Annotated in this window: 24 protein-coding genes; 14 read left to right on the top strand and 10 right to left on the bottom strand. The window is 71.7% G+C overall.

All coding sequences use genetic code 11. The features are described from left to right. Positions 1-2 precede the first annotated feature (2 nt). Entirely contained in the window at positions 3-1,439 is a 1,437-nt protein-coding gene (locus EJF31_RS11100) for a CCA tRNA nucleotidyltransferase (RefSeq protein WP_125037750.1), read from the bottom strand. A 101-nt stretch (positions 1,440-1,540) separates the two neighbouring features. On the opposite strand from EJF31_RS11100, the gene EJF31_RS11095 reads away from it, so the two are divergent. The 7 genes from EJF31_RS11095 (at position 1,541) to trxA (ending at position 10,409) form a co-directional block, all read left to right on the top strand. Further along, positions 1,541-3,751: a DUF6049 family protein gene (locus EJF31_RS11095; protein ID WP_125037097.1), complete on the top strand. Its 2,211-nt coding sequence runs from the start codon at positions 1,541-1,543 to the stop codon at positions 3,749-3,751. Further along, positions 3,748-5,433, top strand: a complete 1,686-nt coding sequence (murJ, locus tag EJF31_RS11090) for a murein biosynthesis integral membrane protein MurJ (RefSeq protein ID WP_125037096.1) — start codon at positions 3,748-3,750, stop codon at positions 5,431-5,433. Before EJF31_RS11095 ends, murJ begins: the two co-directional genes overlap by 4 nt. 59 nt (positions 5,434-5,492) lie before the next feature. Next, positions 5,493-7,406 (top strand): protein kinase family protein, encoded by a 1,914-nt coding sequence (locus EJF31_RS11085; protein WP_125037095.1) that lies wholly within the window; start codon positions 5,493-5,495, stop codon positions 7,404-7,406. Beyond that, entirely contained in the window at positions 7,403-8,080 is a 678-nt protein-coding gene (gene sigM / locus EJF31_RS11080; protein WP_125037094.1) for an RNA polymerase sigma factor SigM, read from the top strand. The genes EJF31_RS11085 and sigM overlap by 4 nt, the downstream gene beginning before the upstream one ends. A gap of 60 nt (positions 8,081-8,140) precedes the next feature. Further along, positions 8,141-8,863: a hypothetical protein gene (locus EJF31_RS11075; RefSeq protein WP_125037093.1), complete on the top strand. Its 723-nt coding sequence runs from the start codon at positions 8,141-8,143 to the stop codon at positions 8,861-8,863. A 90-nt stretch (positions 8,864-8,953) separates the two neighbouring features. Beyond that, positions 8,954-9,964 (top strand): thioredoxin-disulfide reductase, encoded by a 1,011-nt coding sequence (gene trxB / locus EJF31_RS11070; RefSeq protein WP_125037092.1) that lies wholly within the window; start codon positions 8,954-8,956, stop codon positions 9,962-9,964. A 118-nt stretch (positions 9,965-10,082) separates the two neighbouring features. After that, positions 10,083-10,409, top strand: coding sequence for a thioredoxin (trxA, locus tag EJF31_RS11065; protein ID WP_125037091.1), 327 nt, complete (start codon positions 10,083-10,085; stop codon positions 10,407-10,409). An 8-nt stretch (positions 10,410-10,417) separates the two neighbouring features. Here the strand turns inward: trxA and EJF31_RS11060 are convergent, their stop codons facing one another. After that, positions 10,418-11,071: a GNAT family N-acetyltransferase gene (locus EJF31_RS11060; protein ID WP_125037090.1), complete on the bottom strand. Its 654-nt coding sequence runs from the start codon at positions 11,069-11,071 to the stop codon at positions 10,418-10,420. 145 nt (positions 11,072-11,216) lie between these two features. On the opposite strand from EJF31_RS11060, the gene EJF31_RS11055 reads away from it, so the two are divergent. After that, positions 11,217-12,431: a pyridoxal phosphate-dependent aminotransferase gene (locus tag EJF31_RS11055; protein ID WP_125037089.1), complete on the top strand. Its 1,215-nt coding sequence runs from the start codon at positions 11,217-11,219 to the stop codon at positions 12,429-12,431. Positions 12,432-12,517: 86 nt separating this feature from the next. After that, positions 12,518-13,288, top strand: coding sequence for a 1-acyl-sn-glycerol-3-phosphate acyltransferase (locus EJF31_RS11050; RefSeq protein WP_125037088.1), 771 nt, complete (start codon positions 12,518-12,520; stop codon positions 13,286-13,288). A 241-nt stretch (positions 13,289-13,529) separates the two neighbouring features. On the opposite strand, the gene EJF31_RS11045 is transcribed toward EJF31_RS11050, so the two are convergent. The 8 genes from EJF31_RS11045 to rpmH all read right to left on the bottom strand — a co-directional run bounded on the left by EJF31_RS11045 (position 13,530) and on the right by rpmH (position 18,775). Beyond that, positions 13,530-14,546, bottom strand: a complete 1,017-nt coding sequence (locus tag EJF31_RS11045) for a ParB/RepB/Spo0J family partition protein (protein WP_125037087.1) — start codon at positions 14,544-14,546, stop codon at positions 13,530-13,532. Next, the gene (locus EJF31_RS11040) at positions 14,543-15,520 is read right to left on the bottom strand and encodes a ParA family protein (protein WP_373994710.1); all 978 of its coding nucleotides are present in this window, start codon (positions 15,518-15,520) and stop codon (positions 14,543-14,545) included. The genes EJF31_RS11045 and EJF31_RS11040 overlap by 4 nt, the downstream gene beginning before the upstream one ends. Positions 15,521-15,663: 143 nt before the next feature. After that, complete coding sequence (gene rsmG / locus EJF31_RS11035) at positions 15,664-16,353, bottom strand: 16S rRNA (guanine(527)-N(7))-methyltransferase RsmG (protein ID WP_373994709.1); 690 nt, start codon at positions 16,351-16,353, stop codon at positions 15,664-15,666. Between the two features lie 56 nt (positions 16,354-16,409). Then, the gene (locus tag EJF31_RS11030) at positions 16,410-16,838 is read right to left on the bottom strand and encodes a R3H domain-containing nucleic acid-binding protein (RefSeq protein ID WP_260430855.1); all 429 of its coding nucleotides are present in this window, start codon (positions 16,836-16,838) and stop codon (positions 16,410-16,412) included. Between the two features lie 158 nt (positions 16,839-16,996). Next, the gene (gene yidC, locus EJF31_RS11025) at positions 16,997-17,956 is read right to left on the bottom strand and encodes a membrane protein insertase YidC (protein WP_373994720.1); all 960 of its coding nucleotides are present in this window, start codon (positions 17,954-17,956) and stop codon (positions 16,997-16,999) included. A gap of 36 nt (positions 17,957-17,992) precedes the next feature. Further along, complete coding sequence (yidD, locus tag EJF31_RS11020; RefSeq protein WP_125037084.1) at positions 17,993-18,259, bottom strand: membrane protein insertion efficiency factor YidD; 267 nt, start codon at positions 18,257-18,259, stop codon at positions 17,993-17,995. Further along, positions 18,256-18,612 (bottom strand): ribonuclease P protein component, encoded by a 357-nt coding sequence (gene rnpA / locus EJF31_RS11015; protein WP_125037083.1) that lies wholly within the window; start codon positions 18,610-18,612, stop codon positions 18,256-18,258. The genes yidD and rnpA overlap by 4 nt, the downstream gene beginning before the upstream one ends. A gap of 25 nt (positions 18,613-18,637) precedes the next feature. Then, positions 18,638-18,775, bottom strand: coding sequence for a 50S ribosomal protein L34 (gene rpmH / locus EJF31_RS11010; RefSeq protein ID WP_028637884.1), 138 nt, complete (start codon positions 18,773-18,775; stop codon positions 18,638-18,640). Between the two features lie 509 nt (positions 18,776-19,284). Here rpmH and dnaA point away from each other — a divergent pair. From dnaA to EJF31_RS10985, 5 genes are all read left to right on the top strand, one after another. Then, entirely contained in the window at positions 19,285-20,829 is a 1,545-nt protein-coding gene (gene dnaA / locus EJF31_RS11005) for a chromosomal replication initiator protein DnaA (protein WP_373994708.1), read from the top strand. 566 nt (positions 20,830-21,395) lie between these two features. Further along, on the top strand, positions 21,396-22,535 hold the full coding sequence (gene dnaN / locus EJF31_RS11000; protein WP_125037081.1) for a DNA polymerase III subunit beta: 1,140 nt from the start codon (positions 21,396-21,398) through the stop codon (positions 22,533-22,535). Positions 22,536-22,596: 61 nt separating this feature from the next. Next, positions 22,597-23,508, top strand: a complete 912-nt coding sequence (gnd, locus tag EJF31_RS10995) for a phosphogluconate dehydrogenase (NAD(+)-dependent, decarboxylating) (RefSeq protein ID WP_125037080.1) — start codon at positions 22,597-22,599, stop codon at positions 23,506-23,508. Between the two features lie 7 nt (positions 23,509-23,515). Beyond that, positions 23,516-24,685, top strand: coding sequence for a DNA replication/repair protein RecF (gene recF, locus EJF31_RS10990; RefSeq protein ID WP_125037079.1), 1,170 nt, complete (start codon positions 23,516-23,518; stop codon positions 24,683-24,685). Continuing rightward, entirely contained in the window at positions 24,685-25,263 is a 579-nt protein-coding gene (locus tag EJF31_RS10985) for a DUF721 domain-containing protein (RefSeq protein ID WP_125037078.1), read from the top strand. The genes recF and EJF31_RS10985 overlap by 1 nt, the downstream gene beginning before the upstream one ends. The last annotated feature ends 265 nt before the right edge of the window (positions 25,264-25,528 follow it).

Genomic DNA, 25,528 nt, shown 5'->3' with positions numbered 1-25,528 from the left:
GCTCAGCCCCGGGCGGCCCACCAGGTGAGCAGGGACTCCCGCGCCTCCTCCTCGGTCATCGGGCCGTGGTCCATCCGCAGCTCGAGGAGGTGGTGGTAGGCCTGGCCGACCTCGCGGCCGGGCCCGATCCCCAGGATCTGCATGATCTGGTTGCCGTCGAGGTCGGGCCGGATCGAGGCCAGCTCCTCCTCCTCCGACAGCCGGGCGATCCGCTCCTCCAGCTCGTCATACGTACGACGGAGCCGGTCGGCCTTGCGCTGGTTGCGGGTCGTGCAGTCGGCCCGGGTGAGGACGTGCAGCCGCTCCAGCTGGTCGCCCGCGTCCCGGACGTAGCGCCGGACGGCCGAGTCGGTCCACTCGCCGGTGCCGTAGCCGTGGAAGCGCAGGTGCAGCTCGACCAGCTTCGAGACCGCCTCGATGTCGTCGTTGGAGAAGCGCAGCGCCTTCATCCGCTTGCGGGTGATCTTGGCGCCGACCACGTCGTGGTGGTGGAAGGTCACGGTGCCGTCGTCGACGAACCGCCGCGTCCGCGGCTTGCCGACGTCGTGCATGAGCGCGGCGAAGCGGGAGACGAAGTCCGGGCCCTCCCCGGGCAGCCGCGGCTCGAGGTCGATGGCCTGCTCCAGCACGGTCAGCGTGTGCTCGTAGACGTCCTTGTGCCGGTGGTGCTCGTCCCGCTCCAGCGCCAGCGCGGGCAGCTCGGGCAGCACCCGCTCCGCCAGGCCGGTCTCCACCAGGAGCGCCAGCCCCAGGCGGGGGTAGGGCGCACACACCAGCTTCACCAGCTCGTCGCGGACCCGCTCGGCGGAGATGATCTCGATCCGGTCGGCCATGGCGGTCATCGCCGCGACCACGGACTCGTCGACGGTGAAGCCGAGCTGGGCGGCGAACCGCGCGGCCCGCATCATCCGCAGCGGGTCGTCGGAGAAGGAGTCCTCGGGACGACCCGGCGTCCGCAGCACCCGGTGGGCCAGGTCGACGACGCCGCCGTACGGGTCCTCGACCTCACGCCCGGGGACCCGCACCGCCATCGCGTTGACGGTGAAGTCACGTCGGCCGAGGTCGCCGACGAGCGAGTCGCCGAAGTCCACGTCGGGCTTGCGGGAGGAGGGGTCGTAGGACTCCGAGCGGTACGTCGTGATCTCGACCTGCCACTCGCCCTTGCGGCAGCCGATGGTGCCGAACGCGCGGCCCATGTCCCAGATCGCCTCGGCCCAGCCCTTGAGCAGCCGCTCGGTCTGCTCGGGCCGCGCGGACGTCGTGAAGTCCAGGTCGTTGTGGTGGCGGCCGAGCATCGCGTCGCGCACCGGGCCGCCCACCAGGGACAGCTCGTGGCCCGCGTCCGCGAAGCGGCGGCCGAGCTCGTCGATCACCGGCGCGATCCGGTCCAGCTCCGAAGCGACCGACCGTTGGACGTCGGTCAGCTGGAGTGGGGGCATCGGAGCGTCAGGCACGGGAGGCAACTCTATCGTCCGACCCGGCTCCGACGCCCCGGCGGACCAGCGGGGCGGGCGCCGACCCGGCCGATAGAGTCGACGCCATGGTCCGCCCCGCGTCGCTGCTGCCTGCCCTCGTGGCGGCCGCGGCGGCACTGGCGGGTCCCCTCGCGCTCGCGGGACCGGCCTCCGCGCTGCCCGTCCCCGAGACCAGCAGCATCGCCGCCCACGCCGCGGTCCGCACCGCCCTGCACGCCGCGGCGCCGCACCCCCGAGCCGGAGCGGCCCCGCGGTACGACGCCCCGCTCGCCGTCTCGATCGACACGCTGACCCCGGCCTACGTGCCGCGCCGCGGCCCGATCCGGGTCACCGGCTCGGTCACCAACAACTCCGACGAGGTCTGGACCGACGTCCGCACCTACTCCTTCATCTCCAGCACGCCGATGACCAGTGCCGAGGAGCTCAAGGACGCCGCGGCCGTCGACCCCGAGGAGTACGTCGGCGACCGGGTCACCGAGCCCGGCACCTTCGACACGATCGACCAGATCGACCCGGGCGCCAGCGCGCCGTACTCCATCAAGGTCCCCCGCAAGGACCTTCCGGTCAGCGCGGCCGGCGTCTACTGGTTCGGGGTGCACGCGCTGGGGGCGACGCCCGAGGGCCGCCTCGACGGCGCGGACGGCCGGGCCCGGACCTTCCTGCCGCTGGTGGACCCCACCCGCAAGAGCGTCCAGACGGCCCTGGTGGTGCCGTTGCGCCGCGACATCTCCTGGGCGCCCGACGGCAGCCTCGAGGACGGTCCGGGGTGGACCGCCGACCTCGCCCCCGGCGGGCGGCTCCGCTCCCTGGTCGACTTCGGGGCCTCGGCCGGCTCCCGGCCGATCACCTGGCTGCTCGACCCCGCCCTGCCCGACGCGGTACGCCGGCTGGCCGAGGGCAACGCGCCCCGCTCGATCGCCCCGACCGACGCCACCGGCCCGGGCGCGACGGAGTCCCCGAGCCCGTCCGACTCGGCCAGCCCGAGCGACGGGACCACCACCTCCGACCAGCAGGCCGCCGACAGCGCGGCCACCGTCGCCGGCGACGCCTGGCTCGACCGCCTCCACGACGCGCTGCGCAACAGCGAGATCCTCGCCCTGCCCTACGGCGACCTGGACGTCTCCGCCGCGGCGGCGAGCGATCCCGGCCTCTACGAGCGCGCCCGGCGGCGCAGCGGCACGACCCTCGCGCCCTGGGGGCTGTCCATGCACCCGGCCATCGGCGCACCCAGTGGCTACCTCTCCACCCAGGCCATCCACCTGGCCGACCCCTCCGACACGGTGCTGGTCACCGACCGGATGATCGACGGCGACGCCCCGACCGTGGCCCGCGCGCCCGGCCACACGCTCGTGACCACCTCCAACGCGGCGGCGACCGGCGGCCCCGGCCCGGAGGACCGGCTGACCTCGGTCGCGCTGCGCCAGCGGATCGTGAGCGAGGCCGCCCTGCGGCTGCTCGAGCCGGGCCGGCCCCCGCTGGTCGTGGTGCTGCCCCACGACTGGGTGCCCATCGACACCAGCGGCTTCTTCGAGGGCCTCGACATCCCGTGGCTCGACCTCACGACCGTCTCCGGAGCCGCGAGCCGCACCGGCCGTGCGGTCCCCGAGGACGCGCTGCACTACCCGCAGCGACAGGTCGACCGCGAGCTCGACGTCGCCAACTTCACCTCGGCCGAGGGGCTGGTCGACGCGGGCAAGACCCTCCAGAACGTGCTGACGCAGAACACCACCGTCGCCCGCGCGGTCGCGGACCAGGCGATGACCTCCACGTCGTACTCCGCCCGGCTGCACCCCGACGGCTCGCGGGCCTCGGCGGACCGCTCCCGGGAGTGGATCGACGGCCAGCTCGCCTCGATCGCCGTCGAGGCACCGAGCGCGGTGACGCTCTCCAGCACCACGGGCAGGTTCGCGGCGACGGTCAGCAACGGCCTCGACCAGCCGGTGACGGTCCGCATCAAGGCGCTCTCCGACCAGCCGATGACGATCGAAGGACCCCAGGAGGTCGTCGTCGCACCCCACGGCCGCAACACCGTCCTGCTCAACGCCCACACCAGCACCCTGGGCGTCCACAACGTCACGCTCGTGGTCACCGACCTCGACGGCACCCCGCTCGGGTCCTCCGACCAGCTCCCGATCCGCTCGGCCCAGGTCAGCACCGTGATCTGGGTGATCCTCGGCACCGGCGTCGTCCTGCTCTTCGGCGCGATCGCCGTCCGTCTCGTACGCCGCGTGCGCGCCGCCCGCCGCGCCCGCACAGCCGCAGGATCGGCCGCATGAGCGACCGGGTCGACGGGGAGGACCAGCAGGTCCTCGCCTCCAGCGCGCTCATGGCCGCCGGCACGGTGGTCTCCCGCCTCAGTGGCTTCGTGCGGTCGTTCCTGCTGGCCGCGGCGCTGGGCAACATGCTGCACGCCGACCTGTTCACGATCGGCAACACGATCCCGAACATGCTCTACATCCTGCTGGCCGGCGGCGTCTTCAACGCCGTGCTCGTGCCGCAGCTGGTCCGCGCCATGAAGCACGACCCGGACGGCGGCGAGGCCTACACCAACCGGGTGATCACGCTCGCCGCGCTCTTCCTGGCGGCCGTGTCGGTCGCGCTGGTGCTGGCGGCGCCGCAGGTGATGTCGCTCTACCTCGACAGCTCGTTCTCCTGCGCCAACCTCGCCGACCAGCGGGAGTCGGTCATCGACTTCGCCCGCTACTGCCTGCCGCAGGTCTTCTTCTACGGCATGTTCGTGCTGGTCGGGCAGATCCTGAACTCCCGCGGCCGGTTCGGCCCGATGATGTGGGCGCCGATCGCCAACAACGTCATCTCGGTGGCCGTGCTGGCGATCTACCTGCTGGCCTTCGGCCCGGTCCCGCAGACCCAGCTCTCCTCGGCGTACTCCTCCCACCAGGAGCTGCTGCTCGGCCTCGGCTCGACGCTCGGCATCGCGGCCCAGCTGTTCATCCTCGTGCCCTACCTGAGGAAGGCCGGCTTCACCTTCCGCCCGCGCTTCGACTTCCGCAACAGCGGCCTGGGCCACACGCTCCGCCTGGGCATCTGGACCGTGCTGTTCGTCGTGGTGAACCAGGTCGCCTACACCGTCGTGGTCAAGCTCGCCTCGGGCGGTACGTCGGCGGGCGGCTGTGGCCCGCACCCCGCGACCGAGGGCACCGGCTACACCGTCTACTCCTCGACGTTCCTGATCATGATGGTCCCGCACTCGATCATCACCGTCTCGCTGGCGACCGCGATCCTGCCGCAGCTCTCCCGCCGGGCCACCGACGGCGACCTCCCCGGCCTGGCCCGGTCCCTGGCCTCCACCCTGCGCACGGCCCTGTCGGTCGTGGTGCCCTTCGCGCTGCTGCTGCCGCTGATCGCGCTGGACCTGTCCCACGTCGTGTGGGGCCACGGCGCCGCGTCGTCCAACTTCGACCTCTACGCACCGTCGCTGGCGCTGTTCGGGCCCGGCCTGGTCTTCTTCACCGTCCACTACCTGATGCTGCGCGGCTTCTACGCGCTCGAGCGGACCCGCACCGTCTTCTGGATCCAGTGCGCCGTCGCCGGCTCCAACATCGTCGCCGCGCTGGTCCTCGTCGCCCGCACCGACCCCCGGCACACCTCGCCCGCCCTCGTGGTCGCCTACACGGTCTCCTACGTCGTGGGCTCCCTCATCTCGTACGCCGTCCTGCGCCGGCTCCTCGGCGGCCTCCGGACTCCCGAGCTGGTCCGGTTCGTGGTCCGGCTCGGCATCGCCGCCCTCGTCTCCAGCGCGGTCGCGCTGGTCGTCGCCTGGCTGCTGCACGGCCTCGCCGAGGATCCGTTCTGGGTGCTGGCGGCCCTCCGGGCCCTCGTCGTGACGGTCGTGGACGTCGCCGTCTTCGTCGTGATGGCCCGCGTCCTCCGGCTCACGGAAGTGACCTCCGTCATCGACACCGTCACCCGGCGGTTCCCCTCCGCCCGCAAGTCCTGACGCGCCCTACGATGACCGGGAGACAGCCCGAGCGGGGACGAGAGGAAGAGGGGAGCTGCGTGCCGAACTCCATCCGGCCCGGCGACGTCCTCGCCGACCGCTACCGACTCGTCGATCTCCTGGCCGAGAGCGAGGGCGGCCGGTTCTGGCGGGCCCACGACGAGGTGCTGCAGCGCCACGTCGCGCTCCACGTGATCGACGCCGACGACGAGCGGGCGCCCGGGCTCCTCGAGGCCGCCCGGCAGTCCGCGACGGTCCCGGACCGGCGGTTGCTGCGCGTGCTCGACGCCGACCAGGTCGACGGCGTCACCTACGTCGTCAACGAGTGGGGGTCGGGGCACTCCCTCGACGTCATGCTCGCCGACGAGGGCCCCCTCGCCACCCGCCGCGCCGCGTGGCTCGTCTCGGAGGTGGCCGCGTCGCTGGCCGCGGCCCACGCCGTCGGCGTCGCCCACGGCCGGCTGGTCCCCGAGAACGTCATCGTCGACCGCTCCGGCTCGGTGCGCATCATCGGCTTCTCCGTCGACGCGGCCCTGCACGGCCTCCCTCCGGGCCGGGTCTCCACCGATGTCGCCGACCTCGGCGGGCTGCTCTACTGCGCGCTCACCGGCCGGTGGCCGGGGGTCTCCCGCTCGAACGTGCCCGCCGCCCCCCAGGAGCACGGCCGGCTGCTGCGACCCCGCCAGGTCCGGGCGGGCATACCGCGCACCCTCGACCTGCTCTGCGACGCCGTCGTCAACCCCTACGCCGTGCCCTCGAGCCGCGACGGCCACGACCTGACCACGGCCCAGGGCATCCGCGACGCCCTCACCGACTTCGTGGGCGACCCCTCCGGGATGGCCGAGGCCGAGGTGACCAGCCGTGAGCGCCGCGAGGGCTCGCGCGGGCAGGAGACCACGCGGATGCCGGTCCTGCCCCCGCTGCCCGAGATGCCCGAGCCCGAGCCCGAGGCCGAGGAGGTCCCGGGCCCGGTGAGCGCGCCGGTGACCGACCCGGTCGACGAGTCGGTGCCCGACGACGCCGCCGCGATCACCGCCACCCACGACCAGCTGCCCGGGTCCGCGCCCGACGCGGTGCCCACCCCCTCGGTCGACCTGCCCACCCAGGCCGGACTGCCGATCTTCGACGACGCCACCGACGACGTGTCCTGGCTGTCCGCCCGCGCCGAGAAGGCCCCGCCGCCCCCGCCCTTCGAGCCGCACCCCGAGCGCCCGCTCTTCGCCCCCGACCCCGAGGACGGCCAGCCCGTCCGCAAGACCCGACCCTCGGCGGCGACCGGCGCACGCGACTACTGGCCCTGGGACACCAGCACCGGCACCGGGACGGGCGCGGTCCCGGTCCCCGACGAGGACGAGGACGACGAGGTCCCCGGTCGCAGCTGGCTGCGCCTGGCCTTCGGGATCCTGGCCGCCCTGGTGCTGCTCGTGGCCGTGCTGGTCGCCTACAACCTCGGCCGGGGCAAGACCCCGCTCGGCGCCGAGCCCGACGACTCGAGCTCCAGCAGCGCGAAGGGCACGCCGGTCGCCTCCAGCACCCCGATCACCACATTGACCGCCTCCGACTTCGACCCCCAGGGCGACCCCCCGGAGGAGAACCCCGACCTCGCTCCGCTCGCGGTCGACGGCGACGCCACGACGGCCTGGCGGACGATGACCTACGACCAGAACATGGGTCCCGGCGGCCTGAAGACCGGGGTCGGGCTCACCATCGACCTCGGCGAGAGCCACGACGTGTCCGAGGTCGACCTGACGCTCGTGGGTGCCGCCACCGGTGTGAGCATCTACGTCACCGACACCGCCCCCACCGGCGTACGCGGCCTGACGCCCGCTGCCAGCGTGACGGCCGCGGCCCGTCAGCGGGTCCCCCTCGACGAGCCGGTGACGGGTCGCTACGTCACCGTGTGGCTCACCTCGCTGCCCCAGATCGCGGGTGGCTACCGGGGCGAGATCGCCGAGGTGGGAGTCCGCGGATGACGCCGCCCGAGGACGGCCGCACCGACGCGGAGCTGCTGCACGCCCACGTCGACGGCGACCACGACGCGTTCGGCGTGCTCTTCGCGCGCCACCGGGACCGGCTCTGGGCCGTCGCCCTGCGCACCCTCGGCAACCCCGAGGACGCCGCGGACGGGCTCCAGGACGGCATGGTCGCCGCCTACCGGCGCGCCGGGTCCTTCCGTGGCGACGCGGCCGTGACGACCTGGCTGCACCGTGTGGTCGTCAACGCCTGCCTCGACCGGATCCGGGCCGCGCGCGTGCGCCGGGCCGACCCGCTGCCCGACGACCTCGAGGAGTACGGCAACCGCGGGTCGCTGGCCTCGGCCACCGACGCCGCCGAGGACCCCGCCGACCTCTCGGTCCGGGACGAGCGCCGTCGCGCCGTGCTCGCCGCGCTGCACTCCCTGCCGGCCGAGCAGCGGGCCGCGCTCGTCCTCGTCGACATGGAGGGCTACCCCGTCGCCGAGGTGGCGGTGATGCTCGACTGTGCGGTCGGGACGGTGAAGTCCCGCTGCTCCCGTGGACGTGCGCGACTGGCCGAGCTGCTCGACGTGCTGCGCCCCGACCGTGACCCGGACCACCCCGATCCGGGGAACCCGCCCCCGGGCGGGGCCGTCCGATCCCAGAAGACCCCCCGCGGGCCGCCGGCCTGACCGCCGGACCCCGACCGCCCGCCCGCACGCCCGCCGAGACCCCTGAGAGGAGGCGCCCCCATGAGCCGTGAGCCTCACGAGCCCGACCTGACCCCCGAGCAGGAGCAGGAGGTACGCCGCCTGCTCGCCGACGCGCGCCACTCCGCTCCGATCCCCGAGGACGTCGCCACCCGGCTCGACCGGGTCCTCGCCGACCTCGCCCGGGGCGAGCACCCCACCCCCGTCGTCGCCCCCGTCGTCCAGCTCGCCTCGCACCGTCGCCGCCGGGCTGCGAGCATGCTCGTGGCCGCGGCTGCCGTGGTCGCGGTCGGCGTCGGCCTGGGCCAGGTCGTGGGAGGCGGCGACTCCGGCTCCGGCTCGGGAGCGGCCTCCAGCGCCGACTCGGCGCGCGAGCTCCCCAGCACCGCCCAGAAGGACACCCCGTCCAGCGAGAGCGCGCTCGGCGGCAGCGCGGCCGGTGACTCGGTGGACTCCTACGCCCTCCCGCAGCCGGTCCGGGTGCGCGAGCAGCACTTCTCCGCCGACGTACGCCACGCCCGCCAGCTGCTGCGCAGCTCCCTGCGGTCCACCCAGGACCAGACCTCCGACGGCACCAGCGCGGCCACCGCCGTCGCCCCCTGCCCCCGGGGCGACTGGGGCTCCGGACGACTGGTCCCGGCCACCTACGACGGCCAGCAGGCGGTCCTGGTGTTCCGCGCCGTCGCCGGCGACACCCAGGTCGTCGACCTGTTCGCCTGCGGCAGCGACGTGGCCCTCCGCTCGATCACGCTGCCCGCTCCCTAGTCGGGCTGGTCGGGGCCCGGCCGGGAAGATTCCTCACCTACGATCGGTTCTACCAAGGCCCAGCACCGCGATCGAGGAGACATCGACTCCATGCCCGAGTCCCAGTCCGACACCCGCAACGTCATCATCATCGGCTCCGGCCCCTCCGGGTACACCGCAGCCGTGTACGCCGCGCGGGCCAACCTCCACCCCCTCGTCTTCGAGGGCTCGGTGACCGCCGGTGGCGCACTGATGAACACCACCGAGGTCGAGAACTTCCCGGGCTTCCGCGACGGCATCATGGGCCCGGCCCTGATGGACGAGATGCGGGCCCAGGCCGAGCGCTTCGGCGCCGAGCTGGTCGCCGACGACGTCGTCGAGGTCGACCTCACCGGGGACGTGAAGGTCGTCAAGACCGCCACCGACACCTACACCGCCCGCGCCGTGGTCCTGGCCACCGGCTCCGGCTACCGCAAGCTGGGCCTGCCCCGCGAGGAGGAGCTCTCGGGCCGCGGCGTGTCCTGGTGTGCGACGTGCGACGGGTTCTTCTTCCGCGAGCAGCACATCGCCGTCGTCGGCGGCGGCGACTCCGCCGTCGAGGAGGCCACCTTCCTGAGCCGGTTCGGCTCCAAGGTCTCGCTGATCGTGCGCCGCGACGAGCTGCGCGCCTCCAAGATCATGCAGGAGCGCGCATTCGCCGACCCCAAGATCGACATCCTCTGGAACTCCGCCGTCGACCAGATCAACGGCGAGGACCGCCTCGAGTCGCTCACCCTCAAGGACACCGTCACCGGCGAGACCCGCGAGCTCGACGCGACCGGCCTGTTCATCGCCGTGGGCCACGACCCCCGCTCGGAGCTCCTCGTGGGCCAGGTGGACCTGGACGACAACGGCTACGTGCTGGTCGACCAGCCCTCGACGCGGACCAACCTCGCCGGCGTGTTCGCCGCCGGTGACCTGGTCGACCACCACTATCGCCAGGCCATCACCGCCGCCGGCACCGGCTGCGCGGCCGCCCTCGACGCCGAGCGCTACCTCGCCGACCTCGACCACGCCGCCAGCACCCGGGACGCCGGCACCGCCGAGGTGCTGACCGAGACCGTGCAGACCGCGGGTCTCTGACTCCTCCGAGCCGTCACCGAGCGGCGCGGGAACAGATGTCCCCGGCGTCGTGTTCACTCATCGCAGACTTCAGCACCAGCACGCTTCACCGACAAGCACCAACCGAAAGGGAGTTCCCGTGGCGAACATCGCTGCCGTGACCGACGCCGAGTTCGAGGCGCAGGTCCTCAAGTCCGACAAGCCCGTCCTGGTGGACTTCTGGGCCGAGTGGTGCGGCCCGTGCCGCCAGGTCGCCCCGATCCTCGACGAGATCGCGACGGCCCACGGTGACAAGATCACGTTCCTGAAGATGAACGTCGACGAGAACCCCGTCACCCCGTCGTCCTACCGGGTGACCGGCATCCCGACGATCAACGTCTACCAGGGCGGCGAGGTCGTGAAGTCCATCGTCGGCGCCCGCCCCAAGGCGACGCTGCTCAACGAGCTCTCCGACTTCATCGCCTGAGCTGCCCGTCACAGGGCCTGGCGCCCGCTCCTCGTCGCCTTCGGCGTGGGGGCGGGCGCCTTCTGCTTGTGCGGGCGCACGACGCCCAGCAGCCGCTCCAGCGCAACCTCGAGCTCGTCCCTCCACGTCAGCGCCGAGCGCAGCTCCATCCGCATCCGCGGCGTCGTGCTGTGCGCGCGCTGGGTCTTGAAGCCCACTCCCCCCAGGAACGCCTCCGGCAGGACGCAGGTGCCGGCGTGCCGGCCGCGGGTGTCGCCGAAGGCCTCCACCGCCCGGAAGCCGCCCCGCTCGATCAGGTCGCGGGCCATCCCCTGCACGAGCATCCGGCCCAGCCCGCCGCCGGCGTGCGCCGGATCGACGTACGCCGTGGTCAGCAGCACCGCGTCGGGCGAGACCGGCGCGGTGGGGAAGCCGGCGGCGCCGGGCACGTAGGCCTCGGGGGCGTAGATGAGGTAGCCCACCGGCTGGTCGTCGACGAGGGCGATCCGCCCGCACGAGCCCCACTCCCTCAGCACCTGCGAGACCCAGGCGTCCTTCTCCCCGCACGGGTCGTCGACCCGGGCGCGGCGGACCGGGTCGAGCTCCCAGAAGAGACAGGAGCGGCAGGGTGAGGGCAGCGCGTCGAGGTGGTCCAGGGTGAGCCGGACGATCTTGCGCGACATGGCGTCCTCCCCGGCGCCCCTCGTGCCGGAACCATGCGGGCGCCTACGTCACCTCCCACCATAGGCCGCACCCCGAGGGCTCCGGGGAGTATCAGGCCGCGAGCCGGGCGGCGCGCCGCACCCGGGTCCCTGACAGGATGAGCGCGTGCGCCCGATCCGACAGAGCAGGAAGCTCCAGAACGTCCGGTACGACGTCCGCGGCCCGATCCTCGTGGAGGCCCAGCGGCTGGAGGCCGAGGGCCACCGGATCCTCAAGCTGAACATCGGCAACACCGCACCGTTCGGCTTCGAGGCGCCCGAGGCGATCCTGGCCGACATGATCCACCACCTGCCGAAGTCGCAGGGGTACGCCGACTCGCAGGGCATCTGGTCGGCCCGCACCGCCGTCGCGCACTACTACCAGTCCCACGGCCTCAAGGACGTCTCGGTCGAGGACGTCTTCATCGGCAACGGCGTCTCCGAGCTGATCTCGATGGTGCTGCAGGCCTTCCTCGACGACGGCAACGAGATCCTCGTGCCGGCGCCGGACTACCCGCTGTGGACCGGTGCGATCACCCTGTCCGGGGGCAAGGCGGTCCACTACCGCTGCGACGAGGCCGACGACTGGAACCCCGACCTCGCCGACATCGAGGCCAAGATCACCGAGAACACCCACGGCCTGGTGATCATCAACCCCAACAACCCCACCGGCGCGGTCTACAGCGAGGCGACCGTCCGGGGGCTGGTCGACATCGCCCGCCGGCACGAGCTGGTCGTGTTCGCCGACGAGATCTACGAGAAGATCCTCTTCGAGGACGCGGTCCACCACCACGCCGCGACGTACGCCGGCAACGACGTGCTCTCCCTGACCTTCAGCGGACTGTCCAAGGCCTACCGCGTGTGCGGCTACCGCGCCGGCTGGGTGATGATCTCGGGCCCCAAGGAGATGGCCACCGACTTCCTCGAGGGCCTCACGCTGATCGCCAACATGCGGATGTGCTCCAACGTCCCGGCGCAGCACGCGATCCAGACCGCCCTGGGCGGCTACCAGTCGGTCGAGGAGCTGATCGGCCCGGGCGGCCGCTACTACGAGCAGAGCATGCTCGCCCACCGGCTGCTCAACGAGATCCCCGGCGTCTCCAGCGTGAAGCCGCAGGGCGCCCTCTACTGCTTCCCGCGCCTGGACCCCGAGGTCTACCCCATCGAGGACGACGAGCAGTTCGTCATCGAGCTGCTGCGCGCCAAGAAGCTGCTCGTCACCCACGGGACCGGCTTCAACTGGTTCCAGCCCGACCACTTCCGGCTCGTGACGCTGCCCGACGTGGCGATGCTCGAGGAGGCCATCGGGCGGATCGGCGACTTCCTCGCGATGCGTCGCTGACCCGTCGTTGATCCGCCGCTGGTCCGTTGCTGAGACAGCTCCTCCGCGACGCCCGCCGGTCACCGGGGTGCCCCTAGAGTCACCCCATGCGAGACCTCACCTACCCCCCGATCATCGCCACGGCCAAGACCGCCTTCCGGGTGCTGGGCCAGCGCTTCCAGATGACCGGGACGGAGAACGTCCCCCGCACGGGCGGCGTCCTCCTGGCCTACAACCACATCGGGTACGTCGACTTCGTCTACGGCGGCCTCGCCGCCAACCCCTCGGGCCGCAAGGTGCGCTTCATGGCCAAGCGCGAGCTCTTCGACCACACCTGGACCGGTCCCCTGATGCGCTCGCTGCACCACATCGAGGTCGACCGCGGCGAGGGACTCGCGTCGTTCCGGACCGCCGTGGACTACCTCAAGGCCGGTGAGGCCGTCGGGATCTTCCCCGAGGCGACCATCTCGCGGGCCATGGAGCTCAAGGAGTTCAAGTCCGGCGCGGTGCGGATCGCCGCCGAGGCCGGCGTCCCGCTGGTGCCGGTGATCCTGTGGGGCACCCAGCGGATGATGACCAAGGACCACCCCAAGGACTTCTCCCGCGGCAAGACGATCGCCATCCACGTCGGCGAGCCCCTGCACCCGACCGGCGAGAACGCCGTTGCCGAGACCGCCGAGCTCAAGAGCGTCATGGCGACGATGCTCGATCGGGCCATCGCCGACTACCCGGCCGACGAGCAGCCGCCGGGGTCCTGGTGGGTGCCGGCCAGCCACGGCGGCACCGCGCCGACGCTGGAGGAGGCCGCCGCCCTCGACGCCGCCGAGAAGCGGGAGCGGGCGGCGAAGCGCGCTGCGAAGAGGGCGGCCCGGTCCTGACCTCGATGTTGCACGTGAAACATCGGCGCCGGCCGGCGTAGACCCCCGAAATCGGCCTCGCCAGGAGCCGCTGGGAGCGATTTCCGGTCCCGCTGACGGCCGCCCCGCAGCGCCACCTCGCTCAGAATCGCTCTGACAGAACCGAAGAGCCCCCCGATCCGGCGATCGGGGGGCTCTTTCGTGCCTGTTCTGGTCGTTTGTCATGCAACATGTCGCTTTGTCGACAAAGCGACTTATTGATTCAGATGGGCCGATCGTTCCGGTTGCGCGGATCCATGACGTCGACGATGCGCTGGAGGTCGTCCATCGAGGCGAACTCCACGGTGATCCGTCCCTTGTTCTTGCCCAGGTCCACCTTCACGCGCGTCTCGAGGCGGTCCGAGAGCCGGTCGGAGAGCTCGACGAGTCCGGGGGCGACCGGCTTGCGCCGGGTGACCCGCTGGGGAGTCGTGCCGTGGTCGCCGACCGCGACGATCTCCTCGAGGCCACGCACGCTGATGCCCTCGGCGACGACCCGCGCGGCGAGGCGGTCCTGCACCTCGGAGTCGACGACGGCGAGCAGCGCGCGGGCATGCCCGGCAGAGAGCACCCCCGCGGCGACCCGGCGCTGCACGGCCGGGCTCAGCTTCATCAGGCGCAGGGTGTTGCTGATCTGGGGCCGCGAGCGGCCGATCCGGGTGGCCAGCTCCTCGTGCGTGCAGCCGAAGTCGTCGAGCATCTGCGCGTAGGCCGCGGCCTCTTCGAGCGGGTTGAGCTGCGAGCGGTGCAGGTTCTCCAGCAGCGCATCGCGCAGCATGTCGTTGTCGTCGGTCTCGCGGACGATCGCGGGGATCGTCTCCAGGCCGGCCTGCTGGGAGGCACGCCAGCGACGCTCGCCCATGACCAGCTCGAAGGTCTCCGGCCCCGTGCGGCGTACGACGACCGGCTGGAGCAGCCCGACCTCGCGGATGGAGTGCACCAGCTCGCCCATGGCCTCCTCGTCGAAGACCTGGCGCGGCTGGACCGCGTTGGGCGTGATCTGCGCCAGCGGCAGCTCGGCGAAGTAGGCGCCCGAGACCGGGGCGAGCCCCTCGGCGGCGGGGTCGACCGGCGCCGGCGGCACGGCAGGCGGAGCCGTGGGCGTGCCGTCGACCGGGGGCGCTGGGGAGGCCGCGTCCGTCTCGCTCGCCGCCGGCGGCGCCGTCGGGATCAGGGAGCCCAGCCCCCGGCCGAGACCGCGGCGCTGCTGCGGACGACCCGTGTTGGTGGTGCTGCTCATGAAGGAACTCCCTTGATCGCGATCTCGCGGGCGGCCTCGAGGTAGGACAGGGCTCCCGGCGATCCGGGATCGTAGGTCATCACGGTCTGGCCGTAGGACGGCGCCTCGGAGACGCGCACCGAGCGCGGGATCGTCGTCTTCACGACCCGCGCGCCGAAGTGCTCGCGCACCTCGTCCGCCACGCCGGCCGCGAGCCGGGTGCGGGCGTCGTACATCGTCACGAGGATCGTGGAGACCTGCAGGCGCGGGTTGAGGTGCGCCTTGACCATCTCCACGGTCTCGAGCAGCTGGCCCAGGCCCTCCAGCGCGTAGTACTCCGCCTGGATCGGGATCATCATCTCCGCGCCCGCGACCAGCGCGTTCAGTGTGAGCAGGCCGAGGGACGGCGGGCAGTCGATGAAGACGTAGTCGAAGCGCTCCTCACCCACCTCGTCGGCGGTGCCGACCCGGGGATGCGCCTGGATCGCCCGGTGGAGGCGGTTCTCACGGGCCACGACCGAGACGAGCTCGATCTCGGCACCCGCGAGGTCGATGGTCGCGGGGACCACGAAGAGGTTGTCGATGTCGGGGCACACGGCCATGACCTCGTCGAGCGGCACGCCCTCCACCAGGGCGTCGTACGTCGAGGGCACCCCGCGGCGGTGCTCCACCGACAGCGCGGTGGAGGCGTTGCCCTGCGGGTCGAGGTCGATGACCAACACCCGCTGCCCGAGCTGGGCCAGGGCCGCGGCGACGTTCACCGTCGACGTGGTCTTGCCGACGCCGCCCTTCTGGTTCGCCACGACCAGGACCCGGGTGGCGTCGGGGCGGGGCAGGGCCGGCCGCATCCGGGCGCCGGTGCGGGCGAGCACGGTGTGCTCTGCCGCGCGCGCCAGTGGAGTCGCGTGGTCGTCGAAGACCGGGCCCGCGTCGGCCAGGTCGGCGGCGGTCCGGACGGTGAAGGGACGGGCGGTCGGTGTTTCACGTGAAACCACGGTCTTGTCGGTGTCCGTCCCATGTTGTGGATGACTGGCGCTTGTCTGTGGATAACCACGCTCACTGAGCGGGGTCGGGGCGGTGGATAACTTGTCACTCATGAGGGCGGAGCCGTGCTCCGTCCCCTGCCGAGACTCGTCCGTCACGCCCCACGCCTCCGGTTCTTGCTCGTCCTGCGGGACTTGGCACCGGGTTTGCTCACCGGCGCCGTCGCAAGCGGCCAAGATACCCGGGTCGGATCGGCCCAGGCCACTCGCACCGCCAGAGTGGTCGAATCCAGCTGGTCCTCGCCCAGCACCAGCACCTCGGGCTCCGCACAGCCGAAGGCCTCGAGCTCCGCGGCGGCCTCGACGATCTCCTCGGTGATGGAGGAGCCCTTCATCGCCACCAGGGCGCCCGTGGGCGCCACCAGCGGCATCGACCAGGTCAGGAGGCGGCCGAGGGGAGCCACCGCCCGGGACGTCACCACGTCGAAGTGGCGGGACCCGTGCAGTGCGTCGGCGCGGCCGCGGACCACCTCGACGTGGTCCAGCGCCAGCTCGGCCACCACCTCCTCGAGGAAGGTGGTCCGGCGCAGGAGCGGCTCGACCAGGGTGATCCGCAGGTCCGGTCGGGCGATCGCCAGGACCAGGCCGGGGAGGCCGGCGCCGGACCCGATGTCGCACACCGAGGAGTCCTCGGGCAGCAGGTCGCCCAGCACCGCGCAGTTCAGCAGGTGGCGGTCCCACAGGCGCGGCGCCTCGCGAGGGCCGATCAGGCCACGCACGACCCCCTCGGTCGCCAGCAGCTCGGCGTAGCGCTCCGCGAGGGGAAGCCTCTCGATACGGAACACCCTCCGGGCCACGTCGGGCGCGGAGGGTGTTTCACGTGAAACATCGTCGTTCATGATCAGCCGGGGAGGACCACCACGTGCCGGCGGGGCTCGACGCCCTCCGACTCCGAGACCAGGCCGGCGGCGGCCACGGCGTCGTGGACCACCTTGCGCTCGAACGGGGTCATCGCGTCCAGGGCGACCTTCTCGCCGGACTCCTTCACCCGCGCGATCGTCTCCTCGGCAAGGGCCACCAGCTGCTCGCGCTTCTCGGCGCGGTAGCCGGAGACGTCGAGCATCAGCCGGGAGCGCTCGCCGGTCTCGCGGTAGACCGCGAGCCGGGTCAGCTCCTGCAGGGCGTCGAGGACCTCGCCGCGGGCGCCCACGAGCTGGCTGAGGTCGGCACCGACGATGGAGACCGCGGCCCGGTCGCCCTCGACGTCCATGTCCAGGTCGCCGTCCAGGTCGGCGATGTCGAGCAGCTCCTCGAGGTAGTCGGCGGCGATGTCGCCCTCCTGCTCGAGCTGCTGGACGCGGTCGACGCGCGAGGCCGGCGTCGCCGCCTCGTCGGCGCTCTCCGTGCCTTCGGTGTCCACGGTGTCCTCGTCGAGGACGTCGGGGGTGTCGGTCGCGTCGGTCACCGTCGTGTCGATCGTCGGGTCGCTCACTGCTGGTCTCCCTCGGGGGTCGTGCCCGACGGCTTCGCGCCACCGGACTTCTTGCGCTGTTCGCGGGTCTGCTTCTTCGGCTGCTGGCGGGTCGTCGGGCGACGGTCGACCTCGGGCTCGGCGGCGACCTCGGTGGCCACCGCGGCGCCGCCGTGACGACGGGCCTTCGCAGCATCGCGGTCAGCCTTGGCCTGGGCGGCCGGCGTGCCGGGAGCAGGGTTGTTGCGGATCACGTAGAACTGCTGGCACATGGTCCACAGGTTCGACGTCGTCCAGTAGAGGAGGACACCGATCGGGAAGGCGATGCCACCGACGGCGAAGACGAGCGGCAGCACGTAGAGCAGCAGCTTCTGCTGCTGGGCGTAGGGCCCGCTCAGCGCGTCGGCCGGCATGTTCTTGCTCATCAGCTGGCGCTGGGTCAGGAAGGTCGTGGCCGTCATGGCGACCACGAGGATCGCGGCCACGATCTGCACGCTGGTGTGCCCGTCGGGGCTGGTGAAGGAGGCCGAGATCGGGATGGAGCCGAAGAGCTTGGACTCCCCGAAGTTCTTGGCCAGCGCGTCGCTGAGGAAGCCGTTGCCGGTCTGGTTCTTGGCGGCCTTGTCGATCAGGCGGAAGAGCGCCAGGAAGATCGGCATCTGGATCAGGATCGGCAGGCACGAGGCGAACGGGTTGGTCCCGGTCTCCTTGTAGAGCGCCATCGTCTCCTGGGCGAGCTTCTCGCGGTCGTGGCCGTACTTCTTCTGCAGCTCCTTCACCTTGGGCTGGATGAGCTGCATGTTGCGGCTGGACTTGATCTGCTTGACGAACAGCGGGATCAGCGCGGCCCGGATCACCAGCGTCAGGCCGATGATCGAGAGCGCCCAGGCGATGCCGCCGTCGGCGTTGAACACCGTGCCCCACACCTTGTGCCAGCCCACGAGGACCGCCGAGACGAGGTAGTACAGCGGCGTCATGATGAAGTGGCCGATGTCGCCGAAGATTCCCACGGGTCAGGCTCCTTGCTGAGGGGTTGGAGTCGAGGGGGCGTGCTGGGTGCGGTCCGCACGGCGGGGCACCGGGTCGTAGCCGCCGGCCGCCCACGGGTGGCAGCGGGCCAGGCGTCGTACGGCGAGCCAGCTGCCGCGCAGGCTGCCGTGCTCGGTCACCGCGTCCAGGGCGTACTTCGAGCAGGACGGGTGGTAGCGGCAGACCTGGCCGTACAGCGGGCTGATCACCGCGCGGTAGGCCTTCAGAAGGCCGATGAGGAGGTATTTCACGACAGCACCCGCTGGAGGGAACGCGTGAGGTCGGCGCCGAGTTCCTCGTAGGAGGCCTCGGCGGCCGCCGGGAGAGCCCGGACCACGAGCACAGCAGAGCCCGGGAGAGCGGTGAGCTGCTCCCGGGCCAGGTGTCGAAGTCGGCGCTTCACGCGGTTGCGGATGACTGCGTTCCCCACGGCCTTGCTGACCACGAACCCCACCCGCGCCGGCAGGACCGGAGCGGGTGCGGAGTCCACGGCAGCCCCGGTGGCCAGATGGACCACCAGGGTGCGGGACCCGGCCCGACGACCGCGGCGTGTGGTCGTCCGGAAGGACTCGGGGTCCCTCAGCCTCGCGGCCTCGGGCAACACGCGGCCGGCCTGGGGAGGCTGGCCGTCAGACGGCCAGGTCCTTGCGACCCTTGCGGCGACGCGAGGACAGGATCGCGCGACCCGCACGGGTGCGCATGCGCAGGCGGAACCCGTGCACCTTGTGACGGCGGCGGTTGTTCGGCTGGTACGTACGCTTGCTCACGAGCTTCTCTCCATGGTGGTTCAGGGGCAGCCACGACCGGCGGATCGGCAGTGCCGTTGGAACTGTTGACGCCTTTCGGCTGGCACCGCCCACCCGCGGAGGGCGCGAGGCTTCCCCGTGGACATGCGGCACCGGTCGACACCGGGTGACCGGCCAACGGTACGCGCTGGCGTTCAACAGGGTCAAACCGACGGTACGGACCCCGGCGGCAGCCTGTGGATGACGTCTTGCTCCACGCCCAGCAGGCTTGTTACGTTCGCAGCCTCCGGGGTTCCCCGCCACCCCCGTCATCCACCGTTCAGCAGCTCGTGTGACCCCCGCCACAGTTGTGGTCAAAGGGCCTCTGACCTGCGGAAACACATCACCGGATGACATCGGGGTGGGTCCCGGAGCGGCTCTTTCCACAGTGGACGGGTCGGGTTCACAACCTGTGGACAAAGTTGTGGACACGAAACATCGCCTCGCGTTCCGACGCAGTTCTCCTGCGAGCCGGCCGACGAGGACCGAGCATGGGCACCGGAGAGCGGCCGCAACGGCCTCGGCACACCCGGCCGCCCGCGACACCAGCGGCACGAAGACAAGAAGGCGGGGACACCGTGGAGCACAGCTCGAACTCGGGCACTTCCGATCTGGGCAGCGCCTGGCGGGGAGTCGTCGACGACCTCCAGCCCAACCAGCGGGCCTGGCTGCGCGCCAGCGAGCCGGTCACCCTGCACGAGAGCACCGCGATCATCGCGGTGCCCAACGACTTCACGCGCACCCAGCTCGAGGGTCGGCTGCGCGCCCAGCTCGAGGATGCGCTCACCGTCGCCTTCGGGCGCGAGATCCGCATCGCGGTCACGGTCAACCCGCAGCTCGACGAGCAGGCGATGGCCGATGCGCCCGCCGAGCAGATCGACACATCAACAAGTCAACAGATCGATATGTCGACAAATACACCCGGGCTGACCGGGGTCGTTCCCCAGGTCGCCCTGCCCGAGCCGCCGGAGGCCGCCAACCGCCCGGCCACGGCCCTCGAGACCCGGCTCAACCCGAAGTACACCTTCGAGACCTTCGTCATCGGCTCGTCCAACCGGTTCCCCCACGCCGCCGCGGTCGCGGTCGCCGAGGCGCCGGGCAAGGCCTACAACCCGCTGCTCGTCTACGGCGACTCCGGCCTGGGCAAGACCCACCTGCTCCACGCGATCGGTCACTACGTGCGCAGCCTCTACAGCGGGGCCAAGGTGCGCTACGTCTCCAGCGAGGAGTTCACCAACGAGTTCATCAACGCGATCCGCGACGACCGGCAGGACCGGTTCAAGCGGCGCTACCGCGATGTCGACGTGCTGCTCATCGACGACATCCAGTTCCTGGAGGGCAAGACCCAGACCCAGGAGGAGTTCTTCCACACGTTCAACACGCTCCACAACGCCAACAAGCAGATCGTGCTGACCTCCGACCGCGCGCCCAAGCGGCTCGAGGCGCTCGAGGACCGGCTGCGGAACCGCTTCGAGTGGGGCCTGATCACCGACGTGCAGCCCCCGGACCTCGAGACCCGCATCGCGATCCTGCGCAAGAAGGCCGCGATGGACCGGCTCACCGCGCCGCCGGACGTCCTGGAGTTCATCGCCTCCAAGATCCAGACCAACATCCGCGAGCTCGAGGGTGCGCTGATCCGGGTCACGGCCTTCGCCAACCTCAACCGCCAGGAGGTCGACATGACCCTGGCCGAGATCGTGCTCAAGGACCTGATCCCCGAGGGCGGCGAGCCCGAGATCACCGCCGGGCTGATCATCGCCCAGACCGCGGCCTACTTCGGGCTCTCCATCGAGGAGCTCACCGGACCGAGCCGCGGCCGGCACCTGGTCATGGCGCGGCAGATCGCGATGTACCTGTGCCGCGAGCTCACGGACCTCTCCCTGCCCAAGATCGGCGCCCAGTTCGGCAACCGCGACCACACGACCGTGATGTACGCCGACCGCAAGATCAACCAGCTGCTCGCCGAGCGCCGCGCGGTCTTCAACCAGGTCTCCGAGCTGACCAACCGGGTCAAGATGCAGGCGCGCCAGTCCTGACCCACCCGTCCTGACCCGAAAATGGCTCTCCAGAAACCGTTCTGGGGGTCCGCGAGCACCCGCGACGTCCGACCAGTGGTCGGGCGTCGCTCTCATTTCGGTTTCTGACGAGCCATTTCTGCGCCTTCCTTGTCCTTCCCCGGCCTGTGGACGACCTGTGGGCCAGAGGTGCCGACTTCCCACACCCCCTGTGGAGAACCCGGGAGAACGAACGACACGGAGTTCCGAGTGCACAGCCACCCCTGGTCGTCACCCAGGCCGTTCCACACCCCCTGTGGAGAGTCATTGCGGGGGATGACCTGCGGTTTTGTCGCCTCTCCACAGATTCCACCGTTGCTATGACTCCTCCGTACCTCCAGACAGATCGATCCTCTGTCAACATCGATCCGGGCCCCGATCTGGGGACAACCTCCCGAACTTGTCGTTCCCCGGTCGCCCTGCGGGCCGACCGGGGAACGTGGATTGCCCACCGAACCTCCCAAGGGCTGGCGGCTCATGGCAGGATTCACAGTCCAGAAGACACCGGTCCGCCCTCGCGACCGCCTCTCCACCACGAAGGACCCACTGTGAAGTTCCGCGTCGACCGTGACGTCCTCGCCGATGCCGTCGCCTGGGCTGCCCGCAGCCTTCCGGTGCGTCCCAGCGTCCCCGTGCTGGCCGGCCTCCTGATCGATGCCACCGACGAGGGCCTGGTGCTCTCGACGTTCGACTACGAGACCTCGGCGCGCGCCACCCTCAAGGCCGACGTCGCCGACGAGGGCCGCGCCCTCGTGAGCGGTCGGCTCCTGGCCGACATCTGTCGCAGCCTGCCGGCCAAGCCGGTCGAGATGGTGCTCGACGGAAGTCGGGTCTCGCTCACCTGCGGGTCGGCGCGCTTCAGCCTCCAGACCATGCCGGTCGAGGACTACCCGTCCCTCCCGGACATGCCCACCGCCACCGGCACCGTGCAGAGCGACCAGTTCGCCCACGCCGTCGCCCAGGCCGTGACCGCCGCCGGCCGCGACGACATGCTGCCCGTCCTCACCGGCGTGCGGATCGAGATCGACGGCTCGACGATCTCGCTGCTGGCCACCGACCGCTTCCGGCTCTCGCACCGCGAGCTCGGCTGGGACCCCCGCACCCCCGACGAGTCGATGGCCGCGCTGGTCCCCGCCAAGGTGCTCGGCGACACCGCCAAGTCGCTGACCGCGGGCAGCGAGGTCACCATCGCGCTGGCCGCGAGCGGTGCCGGCGAGGGCATCATCGGCTTCGAGGGCGCGGCCCCCGGCGGCGTGCGCCGTACGACCACGCGCCTGCTCGACGGCGAGTTCCCCAAGGTCCGCAGCCTGTTCCCCAACGAGCACCTGATGGTGGCCAAGGTCGACAAGGCCGCGCTGATCGAGTCGGTCAAGCGCGTGGCCCTCGTCGCCGAGCGCAACACCGCGGTCCAGCTCGCCTTCTCCGACGGCGTGCTCACCCTCGACGCCGGCTCCGGCGACGAGGCGCAGGCCTCGGAGTCGATCGAGGCGACCATCGACGGCGAGGACATCACCACGGGATTCAACCCGCAGTTCCTGCTCGACGGGCTCACCGCGATCGACCAGCCCGTCGTGGAGCTCGCCTTCACGCAGGCCTCCAAGCCCGTCGTGATCAGCGGGTCCACGGCCGAGGGCGAGCAGGACTCGCCGTTCCGCTACCTGCTGATGCCGCGCCGCCTGCTCTCCTGAGCCGGCCTGCCTGCCGGCAGACCGCAGCACCGCACGACCCAGATCCACATCGGAGGAACGCATGGACATCGGACTCATCGGCCTGGGCAAGATGGGCGGCAACATGCGGACCCGGTTGCGCGAGGGCGGCCACACGGTCGTCGGCTACGACCGCAACCCCGACCTGTCCGACGTGGCGAGCCTCGAGAAGCTGGTCGAGAAGCTGCCCTCCCCCAAGGTCGTGTGGGTGATGGTGCCGGCCGGTGACCCCACCCGCGAGACCATCAAGGCGCTCGGCGAGCTGCTGGGCGAGGGCGACCTCGTCGTCGACGGTGGCAACTCCAAGTGGACCGACGACCAGATCAACGCCGACCTGCTCGCCCAGCAGGGCGTCGGCTTCGTCGACTGCGGCGTGTCCGGCGGCGTCTGGGGCCTGAAGAACGGCTACGCGCTGATGTGCGGCGGCTCCGACGAGGACGTCGCCAAGGTCCAGCCCGCCTTCGACACCCTCAAGCCCGAGGGCGACTCCGGGTTCGTGCACGCGGGCAAGAAGGTCGGCGCCGGGCACTTCTCCAAGATGGTCCACAACGGCATCGAGTACGCCATCATGCAGAGCTACGCCGAGGGCTGGGAGCTGCTGGAGAAGGTCGACCTGGTCGACAACGTCACCGACGTCTTCGACTCGTGGCGCGAGGGCACCGTGATCCGCTCCTGGCTGCTCGACCTGCTGGTCGAGGCGCTCAAGGAGGACACCCACCTCGACAAGATCTCCGGCTACGCCGAGGACAGCGGCGAGGGCCGCTGGACCGTCGAGGCCGCGATCGACAACGCGGTGCCGATGAACGTCATCGCCGCCTCGCTCTTCGCCCGGTTCGTCTCCCGCCAGGACGAGAGCCCGGCCATGAAGGCGATCGCCGCCATGCGCAACCAGTTCGGCGGCCACGCCGTACGCACCCAGCCGCCCGCCGGCGGCGACGCGCCCACGAAGGACTAGGCGCCGCTTGTACGTCTCCCACCTCTCCCTGCACGACTTCCGCTCCTACGCCTCCGCCGACGTCGCGCTGGAGCCGGGCGTCACTGCGTTCATCGGGCGCAACGGGCAGGGCAAGACCAACCTGGTCGAGGCGATCGACTACCTCTCGCGGCTCACCTCCCACCGGGTGGCGACCGACGCACCCCTGATCCGGGCGGGTGCGGAGCAGGCGGTGGTGCGCGCGGCGGTGGTCCGGGACGGACGGACGGCGACCCTCGAGATCGAGCTGAACCCGGGTCGGACCAACCGGGCCCGGATCAACAAGTCGCCGCTCCCCCGCGCCCGCGAGCTGCTCGGCCTGGTGCGGACCGTGGTGTTCTCCCCCGAGGACCTCACGCTGGTCAAGGGGGACCCGTCGGACCGGCGCCGCTTCCTCGACGACCTGCTGGTGCTGCGCACCCCGCGGCTGGCCGGCGTCCGCGCCGACTACGACCGGGTGCTGCGGCAGCGCAACACGCTGCTGAAGACGGCCGGCCACGCGCGGCGCGGGTCGTCCTCGCAGGAGGGGGCGCTCGCCACGCTCGGGGTCTGGGACGCCCACCTGGCCCGCACCGGCGCCGAGCTGCTCGCCGAGCGGATCGCGCTGGTCGACCAGCTGCGGCCCTACGTCGGCAAGGCCTACGAGACCGTGGCCCGGGGCGCCTCGCGCGACGACGCCGAGATCACCTACAAGCCGTCCTTCGAGCTGCCGCCGTCGCTCGACCGGGTGAGCCTGACCGAGGCCCTCCTCGAGGAGGTCGAGCGCCGGCGCAAGGACGAGCTGGACCGCGGCGTCTCCCTGGTCGGCCCGCACCGCGACGAGCTGCTGCTCACGCTCGGCAACGGCCCCGGCGACTCGGGGACCCGACTTCCGGTCAAGGGCTACGCCTCGCACGGGGAGTCCTGGTCCTTCGCCCTCGCCCTGCGCCTGGCGTCCTACGACCTGCTCCGCTCCGACGGCGACGACCCGATCCTGATCCTCGACGACGTCTTCGCCGAGCTGGACACCGAGCGCCGGGCCCAGCTGGCGGACCTGGTCGCCGGCGCCGAGCAGGTGCTGGTGACCGCGGCCGTCGCGGCCGACGTCCCGGCGGCCCTGGCCGGCGCCCGGTTCGAGGTCGCCGGTGGCCAGGTACGCCGCACCGACGGGGCCGGCTGATGGACGGGGAGCCGGACGAGGTCGAGGGTGAGACCTTCGACGAGCCGGAGGCCCCGACCGTCGGGGAGCCCGAGCCCGCACCGCACCAGGACGACGGCCTCGACCTGGCCCGCGCGATGGCCCGCGGCGCCGCGCGCTCGACTCCCCCGGCCAAGGGGAAGAAGAAGCGTCGCGACCTGCGGACCCCGCGCGGCCGGGTGTCGGGGGCACACCCCGACGAGCGCGACCCCCAGCTGCTCGACGCCACGCTCGGGCGCCTGGTCGCCGACCACGGCTGGGGCCTGGACCTCCGGGTCCACGGCGTCTTCGGCCGGTGGGCCGAGCTGGTGGGCGACGAGGTGGCCGACCACTGCACGCCCGAGTCCTTCGCCGACGGCAAGCTGGTGGTGCGCACGGACTCCACCGCGTGGGCGACCCAGCTGAAGCTGCTCGCACCGACCGTCGTACGCCGCCTCAACGAGGAGCTCGGGCACGGCACGGTGGCGCTGATCGAGGTGCTCGGCCCGCACCTGCCCACGTGGAAGAAGGGTCTCCGGTCCGCGCGTGACGGCCGGGGTCCGCGCGACACCTACGGCTGAGTCCCGGGCCGGTTCCCGCCGGGCCGGGCGGGCCAGGTTTCACATGAAACAGGAGTCCACGAGAGACGATCTGGGAGCCGCACGGACGTACGGGGGCCCGTTCGCCCCCCTGTTCGGCGCTCGCAGCCGCCCTCACGAGCCCCTGACGGGCTCTTTTTCCACAGGATCCCCCATTCTTCGGGGTCGAGACGTGGAATGCGGCCCTGTGGCCGGTATCATGGCGATCGGGTCGCAGGCTCCTCCACGCCGCGACCTTCTGTGTGTG

Source organism: Nocardioides sp. LS1, assembly GCF_003865225.1.
GTDB lineage: Bacteria > Actinomycetota > Actinomycetes > Propionibacteriales > Nocardioidaceae > Nocardioides > Nocardioides ginsengisegetis.
Note: the sequence above shows the minus strand (reverse complement) of the source record. Positions and strands in the feature narration are given on the sequence as shown.